The organism is Micromonospora sp. NPDC002389 (assembly GCF_040296095.1).
Classification (GTDB): Bacteria; Actinomycetota; Actinomycetes; order Mycobacteriales; family Micromonosporaceae; genus Micromonospora.
Genome location: NZ_JBEOWP010000001.1, coordinates 516,463 through 534,430 on the forward strand (window position 1 = coordinate 516,463; position 17,968 = coordinate 534,430).

General features: G+C 71.4%; 16 protein-coding genes and 1 tRNA gene. 3 read left to right on the plus strand and 14 right to left on the minus strand.

Going from position 1 to position 17,968, the window contains the following annotated elements; genetic code table 11:
• Positions 1 to 47: 47 nt before the first annotated feature.
• The 5 genes from ABT008_RS02390 to ABT008_RS02410 form a co-directional block, all read right to left on the minus strand.
• Positions 48 to 2,579 (minus strand): putative bifunctional diguanylate cyclase/phosphodiesterase, encoded by a 2,532-nt coding sequence (locus tag ABT008_RS02390; protein ID WP_350692905.1) that lies wholly within the window; start codon positions 2,577 to 2,579, stop codon positions 48 to 50.
• A 555-nt stretch (positions 2,580 to 3,134) separates the two neighbouring features.
• A complete protein-coding gene (locus ABT008_RS02395; protein ID WP_350692907.1) occupies positions 3,135 to 3,284 on the minus strand; it encodes a hypothetical protein in 150 nt (49 codons plus the stop codon).
• A 189-nt stretch (positions 3,285 to 3,473) separates the two neighbouring features.
• Positions 3,474 to 3,962 (minus strand): hypothetical protein, encoded by a 489-nt coding sequence (locus tag ABT008_RS02400; protein WP_350692909.1) that lies wholly within the window; start codon positions 3,960 to 3,962, stop codon positions 3,474 to 3,476.
• Positions 3,963 to 4,049: 87 nt separating this feature from the next.
• On the minus strand, positions 4,050 to 4,676 hold the full coding sequence (locus ABT008_RS02405; protein ID WP_350692911.1) for a hypothetical protein: 627 nt from the start codon (positions 4,674 to 4,676) through the stop codon (positions 4,050 to 4,052).
• A gap of 263 nt (positions 4,677 to 4,939) precedes the next feature.
• Positions 4,940 to 5,023: transfer RNA gene (locus tag ABT008_RS02410), tRNA-Tyr, on the minus strand.
• A 148-nt stretch (positions 5,024 to 5,171) separates the two neighbouring features.
• Here ABT008_RS02410 and ABT008_RS02415 point away from each other — a divergent pair.
• Complete coding sequence (locus ABT008_RS02415) at positions 5,172 to 5,666, plus strand: YajQ family cyclic di-GMP-binding protein (protein WP_350692913.1); 495 nt, start codon at positions 5,172 to 5,174, stop codon at positions 5,664 to 5,666.
• 216 nt (positions 5,667 to 5,882) lie between these two features.
• Here the strand turns inward: ABT008_RS02415 and ABT008_RS02420 are convergent, their stop codons facing one another.
• Positions 5,883 to 6,704: an SDR family NAD(P)-dependent oxidoreductase gene (locus tag ABT008_RS02420; RefSeq protein WP_350692914.1), complete on the minus strand. Its 822-nt coding sequence runs from the start codon at positions 6,702 to 6,704 to the stop codon at positions 5,883 to 5,885.
• 122 nt (positions 6,705 to 6,826) lie between these two features.
• On the opposite strand from ABT008_RS02420, the gene ABT008_RS02425 reads away from it, so the two are divergent.
• Complete coding sequence (locus ABT008_RS02425) at positions 6,827 to 7,456, plus strand: TetR/AcrR family transcriptional regulator (protein WP_350692915.1); 630 nt, start codon at positions 6,827 to 6,829, stop codon at positions 7,454 to 7,456.
• Positions 7,457 to 7,616: 160 nt separating this feature from the next.
• On the opposite strand, the gene ABT008_RS02430 is transcribed toward ABT008_RS02425, so the two are convergent.
• The 8 genes from ABT008_RS02430 to ABT008_RS02465 form a co-directional block, all read right to left on the minus strand.
• Positions 7,617 to 8,876 carry an MFS transporter gene (locus ABT008_RS02430; RefSeq protein ID WP_350692917.1) on the minus strand — a complete coding sequence of 420 codons (1,260 nt, stop codon included), beginning with the start codon at positions 8,874 to 8,876 and terminating at the stop codon, positions 7,617 to 7,619.
• A gap of 156 nt (positions 8,877 to 9,032) precedes the next feature.
• Positions 9,033 to 9,908 (minus strand): zinc metalloprotease HtpX, encoded by an 876-nt coding sequence (gene htpX / locus ABT008_RS02435; RefSeq protein ID WP_350692918.1) that lies wholly within the window; start codon positions 9,906 to 9,908, stop codon positions 9,033 to 9,035.
• Positions 9,909 to 10,034: 126 nt separating this feature from the next.
• Complete coding sequence (locus tag ABT008_RS02440; RefSeq protein WP_350692919.1) at positions 10,035 to 11,495, minus strand: NADH-quinone oxidoreductase subunit N; 1,461 nt, start codon at positions 11,493 to 11,495, stop codon at positions 10,035 to 10,037.
• 111 nt (positions 11,496 to 11,606) lie between these two features.
• Positions 11,607 to 13,145 (minus strand): complex I subunit 4 family protein, encoded by a 1,539-nt coding sequence (locus ABT008_RS02445; protein ID WP_350692920.1) that lies wholly within the window; start codon positions 13,143 to 13,145, stop codon positions 11,607 to 11,609.
• On the minus strand, positions 13,142 to 15,094 hold the full coding sequence (locus ABT008_RS02450) for an NADH-quinone oxidoreductase subunit 5 family protein (protein ID WP_350692922.1): 1,953 nt from the start codon (positions 15,092 to 15,094) through the stop codon (positions 13,142 to 13,144). The genes ABT008_RS02445 and ABT008_RS02450 overlap by 4 nt, the downstream gene beginning before the upstream one ends.
• The gene (gene nuoK / locus ABT008_RS02455) at positions 15,091 to 15,465 is read right to left on the minus strand and encodes an NADH-quinone oxidoreductase subunit NuoK (protein ID WP_350692923.1); all 375 of its coding nucleotides are present in this window, start codon (positions 15,463 to 15,465) and stop codon (positions 15,091 to 15,093) included. The genes ABT008_RS02450 and nuoK overlap by 4 nt, the downstream gene beginning before the upstream one ends.
• Positions 15,462 to 16,046: an NADH-quinone oxidoreductase subunit J family protein gene (locus tag ABT008_RS02460; protein ID WP_350692924.1), complete on the minus strand. Its 585-nt coding sequence runs from the start codon at positions 16,044 to 16,046 to the stop codon at positions 15,462 to 15,464. The genes nuoK and ABT008_RS02460 overlap by 4 nt, the downstream gene beginning before the upstream one ends.
• Positions 16,043 to 16,708: a NuoI/complex I 23 kDa subunit family protein gene (locus ABT008_RS02465; protein WP_502890321.1), complete on the minus strand. Its 666-nt coding sequence runs from the start codon at positions 16,706 to 16,708 to the stop codon at positions 16,043 to 16,045. The genes ABT008_RS02460 and ABT008_RS02465 overlap by 4 nt, the downstream gene beginning before the upstream one ends.
• A gap of 159 nt (positions 16,709 to 16,867) precedes the next feature.
• Between ABT008_RS02465 and ABT008_RS02470 the strand changes: the two genes are divergently transcribed.
• On the plus strand, positions 16,868 to 17,899 hold the full coding sequence (locus ABT008_RS02470; RefSeq protein WP_350693184.1) for a glutathione S-transferase family protein: 1,032 nt from the start codon (positions 16,868 to 16,870) through the stop codon (positions 17,897 to 17,899).
• The last annotated feature ends 69 nt before the right edge of the window (positions 17,900 to 17,968 follow it).

A 17,968-nucleotide genomic window follows, 5' to 3' on the forward strand; every position in this document is an offset into this window, starting at 1 on the left:
CCACCGCGCTGGTGAAATCGGATCCCCAGGGACGCTGTACGCCCAGCTCAGGGCACCACTCGCAGGCGCGGCAGCTCGTTGTCGGTGATCGATTCCGGATCGACCTGGGCGCCGAACCATGCCTCCAGCCGCTCGTACGGCAACGGGCGGCTGAACAGGAATCCCTGGCCGATCTCGCAGCCGATGTCCTGGAGCAGTTCCAGGGTCAGCTCGCTCTCCACCCCCTCGGCCACCACGGTCAGGCCGAACTGCTGGGAGAGGGTCACCACGGCGTTGACGATCGCCAGGTCGCCGGGATCGGTCGCCATGCCCTGGACGAAGGAGTGGTCCACCTTCACCTCGTGTACCGGCAAGCGGCGCAGGTGGGCCAGCGAGGAACTGCCAGTGCCGAAGTCGTCCACCGAGAGCCGTACGCCGAGGTCCCGCAGGCGGCGCAGGGTGGGGATGGGCCGGTCGGTGCCGTCCAGCACCCCGGCCTCCTCGATCTCCAGGGTCAACAGCTGCGCCGGTACGTCGTACTCGGCCAGCAGCTCGCGTACCCGCTCCGGGAAGTGCTGGTCGTTGAGCGTACGCGCGGAGATGTTGACCGCGACGGCGAGCGACTGGCCGCCGTGCGCCCAGTCGCGGCTGTGGCGCAGCCCCTCCCGCAGCACGAACTCGGTGAGCCGGCCGAGCTGGCCGGTGTGTTCGGCCACCGCGACGAAGTCCTGCGGGGCGACCGTGCCGTGTGTGGGGTGTTCCCACCGGGCCAGGCACTCCACCCCCACCAGGCGCCGGTCGCGCAGCGTCACCTTCGGCTGGTAGTAGATCTCCAGCTCGCCGTTGTCCAAGGCGCTGCGCAGGTCACCGGCGAGACCCAGCCGGTGCAGCGCCCGCGACTCCAGGGCCGGCGTGTAGAGCTGCACGCTGCCCGGGACCGACTTCGCGGCCGACGCCGCCACGTCCACCCGTTGCAGCAGTGTCGCCGGGTCGCTCCCGTGATCCGGATGCACCACCACGCCGACGGCGGTGTCCACGTCCAGCGTGAGGGCGTCGAAGACCATCTCGTCCCGGATCTGCTCGCGCAGTTGGCCGGCGAGTTCCACCGCCGCCTCGGCGCTCTCCAGACGCAGGGTCACCAGGAACTCGTCGCCGCCGGCCCGTCCGACCAGGGCCGCCGAGGGTACGCATCCACGCAGCCGGTCGGCGACCTCGACCAGGACCTTTTCCCCCGCGGCGTGCCCGAGGGACTCGTTGACCTGGCGCAGACGGTCGACGTCGAAGAGCAGCAGCGCCACCACCTCGCCGGGCGCCCGGATCCGGACCGCCTCGGTCAGCGCACCGAGGATCCGGCGACGGTTGGGCAGCTTGGTGAGCCCGTCGTGGTACGCGTCGTGCCGCAGCCGGTCGACCAGGCGCGAGTTCTCCAGGGCGACCGCCGCGTGCGCGGCGACCGTCTCGAAGACCGTCACGTCCGCAGCCCGGAACGAGTTGGTGTCGCCGAGCCGGTTGGTCACCTCAAGGGTGCCGATGACCGCCTTGCCGGAGCGCAGCGGCACCACGATCACGTCCTTGACCGAGGTCGACTCCAGCGTGTCGCGCAGCTCCGGGTCGTCGCCGCCCAGCCGACTGCTGACCGCCACGGTCTCCTGCCGGGCCACCGCGACGTCCCGCAACGCGGCCGGGCTGTGCGTGGAGTCCAACAGGCCGGGCTTGCCCTCCTGAGCGGTCAGCAGCACCTCCGGGTGGCGGCCCTGGGCCGGCAACCAGAGGGTGGCGGACTCCGCCTGCATCAGGCTGCGGATCCGGACCAGCAGGGCGTCGATGAGGTTGCCGTCCGGGCCGCTCTCGGTGATCCCCTTGGTGAACTCGTACATCTCGGCGACCGTGCGGTGCTGCCGGAAGAACTGCGCGTACGAGCCGTAGACCAGGGCGAAGGCGATACCCAGACCGGCGAAGAGGAACACCGCCCAGGGCGTGCCCTCCAGCGCGATGATGATCACCAGGCCGATCGCGAGGTTGATCGTGACCGCGAGCAGCATCGGCGGCGCCGCCCGCAGCATCTCCCGCCCGGCCTGCCAGCCCTGCACCACGGAGACCACCGCGACCACGGCGGCCAGCGCGACGAGGGTGTGCGCACCCACCGCGGCGGTCAGCACCGCCCAGGTACCCGGGCCGACGCCGCCCGGCTGCGGCAGGACGTGGTAGACCACGGTCGCCAACGATGTCGCTATCGCCGCGAGCGCGACGTTGAACCAGAACTTCGCCGGCAGCAGCTTGCGCCGGATCTGCACCACGATGGCGGCGGCCGTGTACGCCAGCACCACCGACAGCGGTGGCAGCAGATAGAGGGCGACGACCAGCGGGATCTCGGTCGGCGTGGCGGCGAGCGCCTGACGCCGCACCACGACGTTGATGGTCGGCAGCGCGGCAGCCACCATCGCCGCCGTGAGCAGCAACGTCATCGGCCAGTCCCCCAGTGCGGGGGACGTCGTCAGCCCGAGGATCAGCGAGAAGACGACAGCACCGAGCGCCAGCGGCCCGGTGACCAGCCAGGCGTACTCCGTCCGCCGTCGGATGGGGCGGGGGCGAGGCGTCATGGCTCCCCTAGCGACCCTGAACTCAGCGGATCCCGGAGATGCCCGGACGCAGCACCGGGTGCTGCGGGCCGGGCAGCAACGGGGCCAGCGGAGAGTCCCGTCAGGGGATCAGCGACCCTAGCGTCGGCATGTTCCACTCGAGACCATTCGCCCTGACATCGAACTCCGCGACCGTGCTCGTCGCGAGAACCAGGCCGGTAACGAGCAAGAGGGAGCCGAGTAGCCGGCCCAAACGTCGAGCAGACATCTGTGCTCCTGAGTGGGGTGATGGGAACGCGATGGAGGTCCCACGATGGTGCCACAGCGAGTCGGCCGGTGGAAAGTTCACAGACCTGATGTTGGTCCGGATGTCGTCCGGCACGGCACTTACGTACCCGCGCCGTACAACGTCCGGGCAGGTCAGCGCTGGCAGTGCCGTTGCCACTAGAGAAGAAGACACCAACCACCCATTCCCTACTTAGGTGGCGTAGCGGATCTAGCGGACAATGGCGAAGAATACTTTTGACCGGATAATGCGGAATGGCGGAAGACCTCCTATCACGCCATCGTGAGCGATCAGTCACCCCGCGTCTGTGACCGCTCTTCCGCCCTGCGTCGGTCCGCGTCCTCCATCGCGTGCCGGACAGCCAGCCGGATCACCAGGTAGAGCACCGCCAGCCCGACGCCCCACCCGGCGAGGGCGAACGGCACGCTGTGGAGCTGCACGAACCCAGAGTAGGCCGAACACACCATCGCAGTCACCCCCATGGATGGCCGAATCGTGCCAACCTGCACGAAGGTGCTGCTCACGGGTACGGCGAGGAGAAGTGTCGGGTACCGGCTCCCGACGTCCGAGACATCGGCGTCCTCGCTGACCAGCGGCCGGACGAAGAATACGACCTTCCCGGTTCACCGCTACCCGACCTCGACCCGGCTGGAGGTACCGACAGCTTCCGCATTATCGGACCCCGATTCCGTACTCGATAAAGGCGTGGAGTCGCGTACGGGTCGGCAGCACGACGCCGTTGGCTGCCGGGCACGCTGGACGAACTCGCGTTGACCTGCCACCCGGAGAACAGCCCGCAGGCCGAGGATGCCGCCGGTCGAGTCATGGCACCACCACTCCTCGCCGGGACGCCGATCGTGCGCCGCCCGATCGAGCGCGAACCCGATCCGGCCGCCCGCCGGGACGCCTCGTTCCCACCGCGACGGCCAGCCGTCGAAGCGGCGCACCTCGACGAAACCGCGGGCCAACAACGAGACCAGGCCCGGCCCGAGGACCGCAGCCACCCGCTGCCGTGACGGCACCTCAGCCCAGCCGATTTCCCGCAGGGATCGCGGTGAGTCTTCGAGGGAACAAAACATCAGTTCTTCTGCGAGTTCCAGCCCGCCGTCATCGCTCACGGCATTCCCACCCTCGTTCGCATCGCCAGCACCGAACCACGAAACGATTCGATCAACCTGCACACGATGTGGCCACGCCCAGCAAGATCAGGGTGCCGAGGTGTCGAGTGGCACCGGCCCGTTCTCGTCCTCGTGCTGGCATTGCACTGCCGCAGGCGCGCACACCGCCATGTAACTCCCCAGGAAGACCTTCCGCTGCCGGCCGCCGGCCTCGTACTTCACGTTCACCCCGCGTCGGACCGCCCGGCCCTCCCCGACGAACTCGTAACCGAGCAGAATCTCGATGTGCACGGTGCCGTGGGGATGATCGACCGGATCAACGGCTCCAGGATCGGGAATGACGAACCCGGCCGCGTCCTCCGCACCGTCAAGGTCAGGGTGAGTCGGCGGCCAGCCCTCAGAGTCCACCACCGGCGATCCACGGGACGCCGTGAGCAACCGCACTTGGGCACCAAGAAGGCGAACCGAGTCGCCGTGCATGACCGGCTCGATGCTTTTGATCGTCACCGGCCCCTTGTCGATCCGAACGATTGTGATGCCGTCCGTAAGTCGATAACCGAGATCGAAGGACCCTCCCCAGCCGTAGCTACTCGTCTGGGCAAACACGTCATCGCCAAGCTGGTCAGAGGCCAAGAACGGCGAAACGCAGCCGGTGGCAGCGAGTGCCAGAACAAGGATGCCCGCCATCCCCGCTCGGACGAGCCGAGTGCTCACGCAACCTCCTCGACCTTAGGGTGAGCCAGCCGGCGGCGGACCGCCATGCCTTCTACGGTGCCGGGCACACAGCTACCGACGGCAGGCGGGCAGCCGCCCTCACGACGAGGATCCTGACAGCTCGCGTCAATCCCCGGCGGCAAGGGGACTCGGCCCAGGAAGTCGCTCAGGGGCGCAACGGGCTGGACTCAGCCGGACGGAGCTAGCTCAACGAGAACGGCCCCTGATCAGCATCTCTGCTGGTCAGGGGCCGTTGTCGCACCTGGTGGCGGGTAGAGGATTCGAACCTCTGAAGCTTTCGCGACGGATTTACAGTCCGCTCCCATTGGCCGCTCGGGCAACCCGCCAGGGCGTGCCACCGCACCGTGGCGCAGCAGCGGAAGCAAGGATAGCGGCTACCCCCGGCTCGGCCGCAACCGGGTACCGTCAGGGAGTCGTACCCCTGGGCATCGGGGGCAAAGGATCACAAACCAGCCAGACAGCAGGAGCATGAGCATGGCAGCGAACCCGTCGTTCGACATCGTGAGCAAGGTCGACCGTCAGGAGGTCGACAACGCCCTTCGCCAGGCGGAGAAGGAGCTCGCGACGCGGTTCGACTTTCGGGGGACCGGCGCGGAGATCTCCTGGTCGGGCGAGGAGGCGATCAGCCTTCAGGCGGAGACCGAGGAGCGGGTGCGGGCCGCGCTGGACGTCTTCAAGGAGAAGCTGGTCAAGCGCAACATCTCGATGAAGTCGTTGGACGCGGGCGACCCGCGCCCGTCGGGCAAGATCTTCAAGATCGATGCCAAGGTGATTCAGGGCATCGACCAGGAGAAGGCCAAGGCGATCAGCAAGAAGATCCGCGACGAGGGCCCCAAGGGAGTCCAGGCGCAGATTCAGGGTGACCAGCTTCGGGTCACCGGCAAGAAGAAGGACGACCTGCAGGCCGTCATCACGCTGCTCAAGGGCGAGGACTTCGGCGTCGCCCTGCAGTTCAACAACTACCGCTGAGGCAACGGCCCACGCTGTCGGCTGCCCCCGAGGAGCACCCGGGGGCGGCCGGCGAGCGGTGTTCCGCCGAGCCGCGTGCCGCGTCCACACCGCCGACGGCGCCGCCGCCCCAGCCGGTCGGGCTGGCCAGATCGGCTTCGACTGCCCCGCCTCGAACCGCACCGCCAACCCGGGCCGGGCGCAAGACGTCGCGGTGGGGTCGGGTGTACGCGCGGCTCAGCCGGGCGCCTGGCGGCTGAGAGTCTCCCAGGCTCGGTACTCGTCGACTCTGGCCCGCTCCATCTGCTGCACGATGTCGTAGGAGCTGCTGCCGACGATGAGGCGTAGCGGCGGCTCGGGCAGGTCGACCAGCTTCATGATGACCGGTGCGGCGGTCTCGGGCGGTGGGCCGGCGTCGTCGCCCCAGAGTTCGGCCAGCTTCGCCCGCAACTGTGCGTACGCCGGTTGGGGCTCGGTTGCGGTCATGCCCGACGTGTAGAGGCCGGTGTCGTAGCCGCCCGGCTGCACGATGCTGACCGTGATGCCGAAGGGTGCGAGTTCCATCGCCACGGATTGGCTGAGCGCGTCGAGTGCAGCCTTGCCGGCCGCGTAGAGGCCGACGGAGGCGACACCGCCTCCGCTGCCCATCGAGGTGACCTGGAGCAGGCGACCGCCGCCCTGTGCGCGCAGGTGCGGGATGACGGCCTGGGCGACCCAGACGGCGCCGAAGAAGTTGACGTCGAAGTGCTGGCGGATCTGTTCCTCGGTGGCTTCCTCCAGCATGCCCAGCAGCATCCCGCCGGCGTTGTTGAGGACGACGTCGAGCCGGCCGAACGTCCCGGCCGCCCGGTCCACCGCCCCCGTGACGGCGGCCCGGTCGGCGACGTCCAGGGGCAGCGTGGCCAGCCGGTCGGGGTAGCGCGCGACCAGTTCGGCCAGCGGCCCGATGTCGCGGGCCGCTCCGACGACCCGGTCGCCTGCGGCCAGGGCGGCTTCGGTGACCGCCCGGCCGAGGCCACGGGTGGCCCCGGTGATGAACCACACGCGAGGATCTGCCACCCTCGCACCTCCTCCTCAGATAAGACGAGACGGACCGTCTCGCTTGACGAAACGAGTGTGCTCCACCAATACCGTGCCGTCAAGACGGAACGTCTCGTCTCACTCTCGCTATGCTCAGGCCCATGCCCCCGGCCCCGAGAAACACCGACCCAGCACCTGAGACGGCCCCGAAGCGCCCGGACCCGGCGCGCCGCAGTGAACGGTCCCGGCAGGCCGTGCTGACGGCCACCCGGGAGCTGGTCTCCGAGGTCGGGTACGCGAAGCTCTCCATCGAGGCCATCGCGGCGCGGGCGGGGGTCGGCAAGCAGACGATCTATCGATGGTGGCGGTCCAAGGGGGCAGTGGTCTTCGACGCGTTCCTGGCGTTGAGCGAGGAGGCCGGCAGTGTGGTGCTGCCGGACACCGGTGACATCGAGGCCGACCTGAGGACGGTGCTGCGGGCCACCGTCGCGGAGTTCGCCGACCCGGCGTTCGAGGCGCCGATCCGGGCGCTCAACCTGGAGATCGCGGCCGATCCGGAGTTGGCCGCGCAGTACCGGGAACGGCTGGCGGCTCCGGTGGACGAGGCCAAGCGGGAGCGGCTGCGCAGCGCGCAGCGGGCCGGGCAGATCCGCGCCGACGCCGACCTGGACCTGGCGCTCGAACTGCTCTACGCGCCGTTGTACCAGCGGTGGCTGCTCCGCCTCGGGCCGCTCACGGACGAGTATGCCGACGCGCTGGTCGCGCACGCGCTCCGTGCGTTGCGCCCCTGACCGTGGACCGGACCGACGTGGACGGGCCGACGCGACTCACCGGTTGAAGAGCAACAGCAGCAGGACGGTCAGGACGGCGCTGACCAGGATCGAGCCCAGGCAGCCGAGGCGGTTCGAGAAGAATGCGAACATGCCGCCCGGGTACCCGTTCGGGCTGCGGTCAGACGGCGGCCGGGGCTTCCTGGCGTACCGTGTCGGCTTCGGCGCGGGCGATGGGGCCGGCGGGCATGGCCGCGACCCCGGCCCCGACGGCCACCGCCGCACCGGCGAACAGGAACGCCCAGGGCACCCCGCCGGCCTGATCGACGATCAGGCCGGCGACCGCGCCACCGGCCGCGCTCGCGCCGACCGACATGGTCACCACCCAGGTGTACGCCTCGTTCAGCATGCCCAGTGGGGAGATCCGCCCGACCAGGGTGTTCTCCAGGGTCAGCGCGGGGGCGATGGCGGCACCACCGATCACCAGGGCGACGCCCAGCGCGCCCGCCGTGGGCATCACGGCGAACACCACGAAACTGCTCGCCACCCCGCCCAGCAGCCAGGCGAACTGGCGGGTCATGTTCCGGGCCGGACGGCGCAGGCCGAACCAGAACCCGCCGATCGCGCTGCCGATCCCCCAGACGGCCAGCAGCACACCGGCGAGGCTGTCCGGGTCGTCGGCGGCGTAGCGGGTGGCGAACGCCGGCACGGTCACGCCGGTCGCGCCGAACGCGATGCCGAGGCTGGCCACGCAGAGCAGCAGCGCCGGGAAGCCGGGGACCCGCAGTGGGCCGAGCCCTCGGGTGCGGTGCTCACGGGAGTGCGGCTGCCAGCCCCGCATGGTGCTGCCGAGCGCCACCGCCACGGTGCCGACGAGGGTGACCACGGCCGCGCCGATCAGGGCCGCCCCGGCGTCGGCGAACAGGATGAAGCCGGCGACGAGCAGCGGGCCGAGCACGAAGACGATCTCGAACAGCGTCGTCTCTGCCGCGAGGGCGGTGTTGCGCAGGTGGTAGCGGCCCGAGGAGACGCTGGTCAGGTCGTTCCAGGCGCCTCGGATGGCGGCGGTCAGCGGCGGGTACGACCCACCGGCCAGCGCCGAGGCCACCAGCACCCACGCGAAGGGCAGCGTGTCGGAGCGGGCCGACAGGAGCAGCCCGATCAGCGCCAACGGGTGGGCGATCGCGGTGCCGACCAGGACCGGGGTGGGGCCGATCCGGTCGGCGATCCGTCCGGCGACGGGACTGAGCGCGGCACCGGTGAGGGCGTAGCAGCCGCCGGCCAGGGCGGCCAGCGAGTACCGGCCGGTGACCTGCTCCACGACGAGCAGCAGCGCCAGCGGCGTCATGCCGATCCCGAGTCGCCCGAGGATGCCGGTGACCAGCAGAGTCGGTGCCCCTGGGATCTGCCAGACGCTCAGATACCGGCGCAGCCCGACCACCGTTAACCCCCACCGCAGATGTAATGAGCCAGATTCGTTTAGACCCTAACGCTCCGACGGCGCCGGGCAACATGGTTATCGCGCTCACACGGGCGTACCGGAGCGCCGCCCGCGCCGGGTGACCCGGCGCGGGCGGCGAAGGGGTTGGGTGGTGCGTCAGCGCTGGTAGCGGACCGGGCCGGTCTGGGCGGCCATCTGCTCCAGTCGGGCCACGCGCTCCTCCATCCGGGGGTGCGTGGCGAACAGGGCGGAGATGCCGCCGCCCTTGAACGGGTTGTCGATCATCAGGTGAGCGGTGCTGGTGAGCTGGCCCTCGGCCGGCAACGGCCGACGCTGGGTACCCATGTGGATCTTCCGCAGCGCGCTGGCCAGGGCCAGCGGGTCGCGGGTCAGCTCAGCGCCGGAGGCGTCCGCCTGGAACTCCCGGCTGCGGCTGATCGCGAGCTGGATGACGGTCGCGGCGATCGGGCCCAGGATGATGGTGAGCAGCAGCACGATCGGGTTCGGGCCGTCCTCGTCGCTGTTGCCGCCGAGCGGGATGAACAGGGCGAGGTTCGCCAGCATGGTGATGATGCCGGCCAGCCCGGCCGCCACGCTGGAGATGAGGATGTCCCGGTTGTAGACGTGGGACAGTTCGTGGCCGATCACGCCCCGCAGCTCGCGGTAGTCGAGGATCTCGACGATCCCCTGCGTCACGCAGACCGCCGCGTTCTGCGGGTTACGGCCGGTGGCGAACGCGTTGGGCTGGGCGGTCGGGCTCACATAGAGGCGGGGCATCGGCTGCCGCGCCTCGGCGGCCAGTTCCCGCACCATGTGGTACAGCTCCGGGAACTGTGCCTCGGTGACCGGCTGCGCCCGCATCGAGCGCAACGCCAGCTTGTCCGAGTAGAAGTAGGTGAAACCGTTCATCGCCAGCGAGACGAGGACGGCGACGACCAGTCCGCCACTGCCGCCGAACCAGTAGCCCACCGCCAGGATCAGCGAGGTGAGCAGGCCGAGCAACGCGGCGGTCTTCAGACGGTTGTGGTGCACGATCACTCCTTCGGTGCACGGATGACGGGATCCGCTGACCGGTACAACAACCCGGTACCCGTAAACCATCCGCTTCATGACTGAGAGTTACCTGAACGGCAGTCATGACCAGGAGTGCGGTCGCGGTCAGCCTCCGGCGAGATCCAGCACGACCTGCGGTGCGAACCCGACCACCACGGCGAGGAGCGTCGCCACCGCCAGCGCGGCGGTCACCGCCCGTCCCGGCCGGACCGCGGGCGCGACGGTGTCCCCGGGCGGGCCGTAGAGCGACGCCGCGACCCGCAGGTAGTAGGCCAGGCCGATGACCGCGTTCACCGCCACCACCAGGGCGAGCGAGTTCGCCTCACCGCCGAGCAGCGAACGGACCACCGTCACCTTGGCGAACAGCCCGGCCAGCGCCGGTGGCAGGCCCGCCAACCCGACCAGCGCGAACGCCAGGCCACCGCCGATCCACGGGTGCCGGCGGGCCGCACCCCGCAGGTCGTCCAGGGTGCCGCCGTCCGCGCCGGCCGGGCGCAGCGCCACCACCCCGGCGAAGGCAGCCAGTTCCAACAGCACGAAAAAGACCGCGTACGCCAGGGCGGCCGCGTACGCGCCGGTGCGCGCGTACGGATCGGCCAGGGCCAGCGCGCCGAGCGGAGCGAGGATGTAGCCGGCCTGCGCCACCGAGGACCAGGCCAGCAACCGCACCGTACGCCGCTGACGCAGCGCCACCAGGTTGCCCACCGTCATGGTCAGCACCGCGACCGTGGCCAGCACCGGACCGGTCACCTCGGCCGGCAACGCGTGCTGCACCACGGCGAGCAGGGCCACCACCCCGCCGAGCTTCGAAGCCGTCGACAGGTACGCGGCCACCGGCAGCGGCGCACCGTCGTAGGTGGCCGGCGCCCAGACGTGGAACGGCACCGCCGCCACCTTGAACGCCAGTCCCGCCACCACGAGCGTCACCGCCACCGTGGTCAGCGGCACGTCGAGCAGTGCCCCGTCGGCGAGCAGTCCGCCCAGCCGCTCCAGGTGCAGCGCGCCGCTGACCGCGTAGAGCAGCGCGGCACCGAGCAGCGTCAGCGTGGTGGCCACCACGCTCACCACGAAGAAGGTCACCGCCGCCTCGGCGCTGGCCAGGCTGCCCCGGCGCAGCCCCACCAGCACGTACAGCGGAAGGGTGAGCACCTCCACCGCCACGATCAGGGTGATCAGGTCGCCGGCCGCGCCGAGCACCACACCGCCGGTCATCGAGCAGGCGAGCAGGAAGCAGTACTCCCCCACCGGAGTCCGCCCGTCGCGCAGCAACGGCCCGGACAACGCCAGCACCCCGACCATCAGCAACGCCACCAGCGCCGCGACCAGGGCGGCTCGGCCACCGAAGACGTACGAGCAGTCGGCGCCGACGCAGAACGTACGCCGGTCCGGCAGCGTGCCGACCGCCGCCGCCCCCACGGCGGTGGCGACCGCACCGGTGACCGCCGCGGCCACCGTCGCCGCCGGACGGGCCAGCAGCAGGTCCACCAGGAGCACCAGGACGGCCGTACCGGCGGCCAGGTACGCCGGAAGCAACGCGACGTGGTCGACACTCTGCACCATGCTCATGCCGGCACTCCGCTCCGCTGCGTGCCGTCATGAGACACCACCGCGCTGCGTTGACGATTCGCTCGCTGACGCTCGCTCATGCCGGCACTCCGCTCCGCCGCTGACGCTCACTCATCGCAGCACTCCCACCAGGGCGGCCACCGGTGCCTCGGCGACGCCCAGCACCAGGGTCGGGGCCAGCCCGACGGCGAGGGTCAGCAGCACCAGCGGCACCCAGGCGGCGAGCTCGGCCCCGGCGATCCCCGGGCCGAGGCCGCTGACCGTCGGCGTGGGTCGACCGTGGGTGACCCGGCGCAACAGCCGCAGCAGGTACGCGGCGGTCAACGCCCCGCCGAGCGCCGCCAACACGGCCAGCGTGGTCCAGAGTGCGCCGCCCACCTGGATCGCGGCGACCACGGCGAACGCCTCGCCCCAGAAGCCGGCCAGGCCGGGCAGCCCGAGCGAGGCGACCGCCGCGAAGGCGAGCAGCCCGGACAGCCGGGGGGCGGTCTCCCGCAGCCCGGACAGCTCGCTCAGCGCTCCGGTGTGGGTACGGTCCTTGATCGCGCCGGCCAGGAAGAAGAGCAGGCCGGTGATGATGCCGTGCGCCACGTTGCCGATCAGCGCCGCCTGGATGCCGGTGGCGGTGAGGGTGGCGATCCCGAGCAGCACGAAGCCCATGTGCCCCACGCTGGAGTACGCGATCAGCCGTTTCAGCTCGGTCTGCGCCAGGCAGACCAGCGAGCCGACCAGGATGGCGGCCACGGCGAGCACGCCGAGCACCGGCGCCGCCCAGCGGGCACCCTCCGGGGCCACCCCGACGGCGACCCGGATCAGGCCGTACGTGCCCATCTTGAGCAGCACACCGGCGAGCAGCACGCTGCCGACCGTCGGCGCCTGGGTGTGCGCGTCGGGCAGCCAGGAGTGCAGCGGCCAGAGCGGGCTCTTCACCGCGAAGGCGACCGCGAGCAGGGTGAACGCGGTGAGCTGGGTGGTCCTGGACAGTTCCGTGCCGCCGGTCAGCGCCACGATGTCGGCGGTGCCGGCGGCGGCCACCACGACGTACACGCCGACCAGCAGCAGCACCGAGCCGAACAGGGTGTAGAGGGCGAACTTCCGGGCCGCCCGCCGCCGCGCGTCGACCGCCGCCAGATCGGTGCTGTCGCCGCCCCAGCCGACGATGATCGCGTACATCGGCAGCAGGACGACCTCGAAGAAGAGGAAGAAGAGGACCAGGTCGAGGGCGAGGAAGGTGCCGAGGATGCCGACCTCGACCACCAGCAGCAGCGCCACCAGCGCCTTCCCACTGCCGCCGGTCGGCACCCGCCAGAGGCTGTAGCCGCAGCAGAGCAGCGTGAGCAGGGCGGTGAGCACCACCAACGGCCAGGAGATGCCGTCCACCCCGAGGTGGAAGCGCAGGTCCAGACCGGGTACCCAGGGCAGGTCGACGGTGTGCCAGGGCAGCACCGCACCGGCGTTGCCGTCCGGCAGGTACGCCGACCAGCCGGCGTCCCGGCCGGCGAGCAGCGCGACGGCCGCGACCAGGGTCAGCGCGGCGACGACGGTGCCGAGAACCCGCGCGCCCCGGTCGTGCGGCGTGGCCGCGACCGCCAGGGCACCGAGGGCCGGCAGCGCGAGCACCGCCACCAGCAGGACTTCCCCGGACGTCATGCCGCTCCTCCGATCAGGACGGCGGCCAAGCCGAGCAGCAGCGCACCGGCGAGCACCGCGACGACCGCCCGGGGCAGTGCCGACCGGTGCAGGGTGCCCAGCCCGCCGCCGAGCGCTCGGGCCGCCCGCCCGGTGCCGGTGACCGCGCCGTCCACCACCCGCTCGTCGGCGGTACGCGCCAGCCGACCCAACGCGGTCGTCGGGCGTACCACCAGGGCGTGCTGGACGTCGTCGAGCCGGAACGCGCGGGCGAGGACCGGCCGCAGCGGACCCAGCGTGGTGGCCGGGTCGACGGCCGGGTCACGCCGCCAGGCCAGGGCCACCCCGACCAGCAGCAGCGCCAGCGGCAGCAGCATCAGCGGCCCGATGTGCACCAGTTCCGGTACGCCCAGCCCGCTGGGAGCGCTGGAGAGCAGCCGGTCGGTGAACCAGGACGAGAATCCGGCCAGGCCGAGCAGGACCGTCGGCACCGCGAGCAGCAGCAGTGGCCAGCGCAGGGCGGCGGGCGGATCGTGCGGATGGAGCTGCGGGCTGCGCAGCGCGCCGAAGAAGGTCCGCAGCAGCAGCCGGGTGGCGTACCAGGCGGTGAGCGCCACCCCGACCAGCCCGGAGACCAGCACCAGCCACGCCACCCAGGTCGGAGCCGGGCCGCCCTCGGAGGCGGCGTCGGCGGCGGCGGCCAGCACGCCCTCCTTGCTCCAGAAACCGGAGAGCGGCGGTACGCCGGCCAGCGCGCCCAGCCCGATCAGCATGCACCAGAAGGTGACCGGCATGGTCTGCCGCAGCCCGCCCATCCGGGACATCAGCGCAGTGCCGAGGGCGTGGATCACCGCACCGGCGGCGAGGAAGAGCAGCGCCTTGAAGGCGGCATGGGTGAGCAGGTGGAACAGGGCGGCGGACGGCGAACCGACGGCCAGCGCACCGGTCATGTAGCCGAGCTGGGAAACCGTGGACCAGGCCAGCACCCGCTTGATGTCGTCCTGCGCGGTGGCGGCCAACGCGCCGAGCAGCAGCGTCACCGACGCCATCACGCCGAGTACCGCCAACGCGACCGGCGTGGCCTCGAACAGCGGCCACAGTCGGGTGACCGCATACACCCCGGCGGCGACCATGGTCGCGGCGTGGATCAACGCGGAGATCGGGGTCGGGCCGGCCATCGCGTCGGGCAGCCAGGTGTGCAGCGGGAACTGGGCGCTCTTGCCGGCCACCCCGGCGAGCAGCAGCAGGCAGGCGGCGGTGAGCGTGGCGGTGCTGTGCGAGTGGACGAGCACGTCGTGGATCCGGAAACTGCCCGCCGAGACGCCGAGCAGCGCGATGCCGAGCAGGAAGCCCACGTCGCCGACCCGGGTCACCAGGAACGCCTTCGTCGCGGCGGCCGGGGCCTCCGGCAGCCGCCGGTCGTGCGCGATGAGCAGGTACGAGCAGAGGCCCATCACCTCCCAGCCGACCAGCAGCAGGATCAGGTCCCCGGAGACCACCACCAGCAGCATCGCGGCGGTGAAGAGGCTGATCTGGGCCGCGTACGGCGGGTAGCCTGCCGGTTCGCCGGCTCCCCTCCCGACGGGTACGTGGTCGACGTCCCCGTCCTCGCGCGGGCCACCGGTCAGGTAGCCGGTCGAGTAGACCTGCACGGCCAGGGCTACGGCGGTGACCGCGACGGCGACCAGCGCGGCGGCACCGTCGAGGCGTACCCCGAGGGTGACGGCGAGACCGCCGAGGTCGATCCAGGTGGTCGACGCCTCCACCGGGTCGTCCAGCGTGACCAGCAGGGCCACCGCCAGGGCGAGAGCACCGGCCGCACCGGTCACGCCGAGCGCGACGGCCGCCCGGCGGGCCGGGTCCGCACCGAGGGCGGAGCCGCGCGGCGAGGGCGGCAGCAGCAGACCGGTCAGGCCGGCGACCAGCGGGACGACCGGCAGCAGCACACCCAGCAGCGTCGTGGTGCTCACCGCTCCCCCTCCGCGACCACGCCGCCGGCCGGACCGGCCGTCACCGGCGTCGGCTCGTCAGGAGGGCGCTCGGCCAGCGGGATCTCGTCCACCGCCACACTGGCCCGCATCCGATAGAGCTGGAGCACGATCGCCAGGCCCACGCCGATCTCGGCGGCGGCCAGCACGATCACGAAGAGGGCGAAGACCTGCCCGCCGTGCGGCAGCAGCGCCTTCGCCGTGGTGTCGGCGGTGATCAGGATCAGGTTCACCGCGTTGAGCATCAACTCCACGGCCATCAGCACCAGCACCGCGTTGCGCCGCCGCAGGACGCCGTAGACGCCGAGGCCGAACAGCAGGGCGGCGGTGACGTACGGGATGACCGGTCTCACCGCGACCGCCCCTCCGACGCGCTGCCCTCGGACGCGCCGCCCTCCGACGCGCTGCCCTCGGACGCCTCGGCCCGGTCGCGTGGCACCCGACCGATCTCCGGGCGGGACAGCACGATCGCGCCGACCAGCGCGGAGAGCAGCAGTACGGAGAGCACCTCGAAGGGCAGCACCCAGCTCCCGAAGACCTGCTCACCGATGCGCTCGGCGTTGCCCGGCTCGGGCAGTTCCACGGTGGTCCAGCGGTACGCGTCGACGAGCAGGGCGGACAACCCGAGCCCGACGCCGCCACCAATCAGCGCGGCGGGCCAGCCGGGACGGTCCAGGTCGTCGGAGGCGCCGATCGGTGCCCGGGTCAGCATCACCGCGAACAGCAGCAGCACCACCACCGCGCCGACATAGATCAGCACCTGCACCCAGGCCACCATCTCGGCGGAGAGCACCAGGTACATCGCGGCCAGCGCGCCGAGGCAGACCACCAGGTAGAGCCCGGCCCGGACCAGGTGGCTGGTCGCCACCACCAGCACCCCCGACCCGACCGCCACCGCACCGAGGGCGAGCAGCAGGGCGTCCACCCCGGTCACGCGGGAGTGCCTTCCCCGGCATCGGTCTCGGGCGTACCCGCACCTGCGGCACCGGGCTCGGCGGCGGGTGGGCGGGCGGCGGGGCGGCGCTCGGGGCGTACCGCCGGGACGGTCGGCCGGGCGGCGGACGCGGCGGGGACCGCGGCCTTGCGCGCGGCGGCGGTCTCCTCCTTGGCCGGCTCACCCTGCGGGTCGTGCGCGGGCGGCGGCGGCACGGTCGCCACCCACTCGCCCAGGTGTTCCTTGTCGTGCAGCAGGTCCTTGATGTCGTACTCGGAGTACTCGAACTCCGGCGACCAGTGGAGCGCGTCGAAGGGGCAGACCTCGATGCAGATGCCGCAGTACATGCAGAGCGAGAAGTCGATGTCGAACCGGTCGAGGACGTTGCGCTGGCGGGGCCGGGCCGCGCCGGGCACCGCCACCTCCTCCTTGTGCGAGTCGATGTAGATGCACCAGTCCGGACACTCGCGGGCGCAGAGCATGCAGACCGTGCAGTTCTCCTCCATCAGCGCGATCACCCCGCGCGAGCGGGGCGGCAGGTCGGGCGCGACGTCCGGGTACTGCTGGGTGGTGGAGCGCTTCGTCATCGTCTTGAGCGTGACCGCCAGCCCCTTCACCAGGCCGCTGCCGGGTACGCCGGCCGACTCGCTTCGCTCGCTCATGCGCAACATCCTGCCCTGTGGCCACGGCGCGCGCGACCACCACCCGAAGGATCTCCACCGTCCGGCCCGGACCGTGGCGTCCGGCGGCTCCCCGCGCCGGCCCGCGCATGATCGGCCATGATGGGAGCCAGGACGACGTGGCGACACCTTGGGGGCGGTATGGGCGAGGGCGGTACGAGCACCGGCGGGAAGTACGTCGAGCAGGGCGAGTTCAACCGGGACCAGAACTACATCACCACCCGGATCACCGTCGACGGCCGGGACGGCTACCCGGTCGAGCCGGGCCGCTACCGGCTGGCGGTCAGCCGGGCCTGCCCCTGGGCGAACCGGCTGATCATTGTCCGGCGGCTGCTCGGGCTGGAGGACGCGATCTCGATGGCCGTCGCCGGGCCGACCCACGACGCGCGGAGCTGGACCTTCGACCTCGACCCCGAGGGGCGCGACCCGGTGCTCGGCATCGAGCGGCTCCAGCAGGCGTACTTCGCCCGCTACCCGGACTACCCGCGCGGCATCACCGTGCCGGCGATCGTCGACGTCCCGACCGGCCAGGTGGTGACCAACGACTACAGCCGGATGAGCCTGGACCTCTCCACCGAGTGGACCGCACACCACCGTCCGGGCGCGCCGCAGCTCTACCCCGAGCACCTGCGCGACGAGATCGACGAGGTCAACGCGCTGGTCTTCAGCGACGTCAACAACGGGGTGTACCGGTGCGGCTTCGCCGGCAGCCAGGAGGGGTACGAGAAGGCGTACCACCGGTTGTTCGACCGGCTCGACTGGCTCAGCGAGCGCCTGGCCGGGCAGCGGTACCTGGTCGGGGACACCATCACCGAGGCCGACGTGCGGCTGTTCACCACGCTGGTCCGCTTCGACCCGGTGTACCACGGGCACTTCAAGTGCAACCGGCAGAAGCTGAGCGAGATGCCGGTGCTGTGGGCGTACGCGCGGGACCTGTTCACCACGCCCGGCTTCGGCGACACGATCGACTTCGACCACATCAAGCGGCACTACTACGAGGTGCACCGGGACATCAACCCGACCGGGGTGGTGCCGGTCGGCCCCGACCTGTCGAACTGGCTCACCCCGCACGACCGGGAGTCGCTGGGCGGTCGCCCGTTCGGCGACGGCACTCCCCCGCCGCCTCCGGCGCCCGCCGAGCGGGTCGACCCCGCTCACACCCCGCTGCGCTGACCGCCCGCCCGCATGGCGGCGGCGTGCCGCCGTGCGGCGGCGGCGGCGAGAGATGTTAGGAAGGGACCC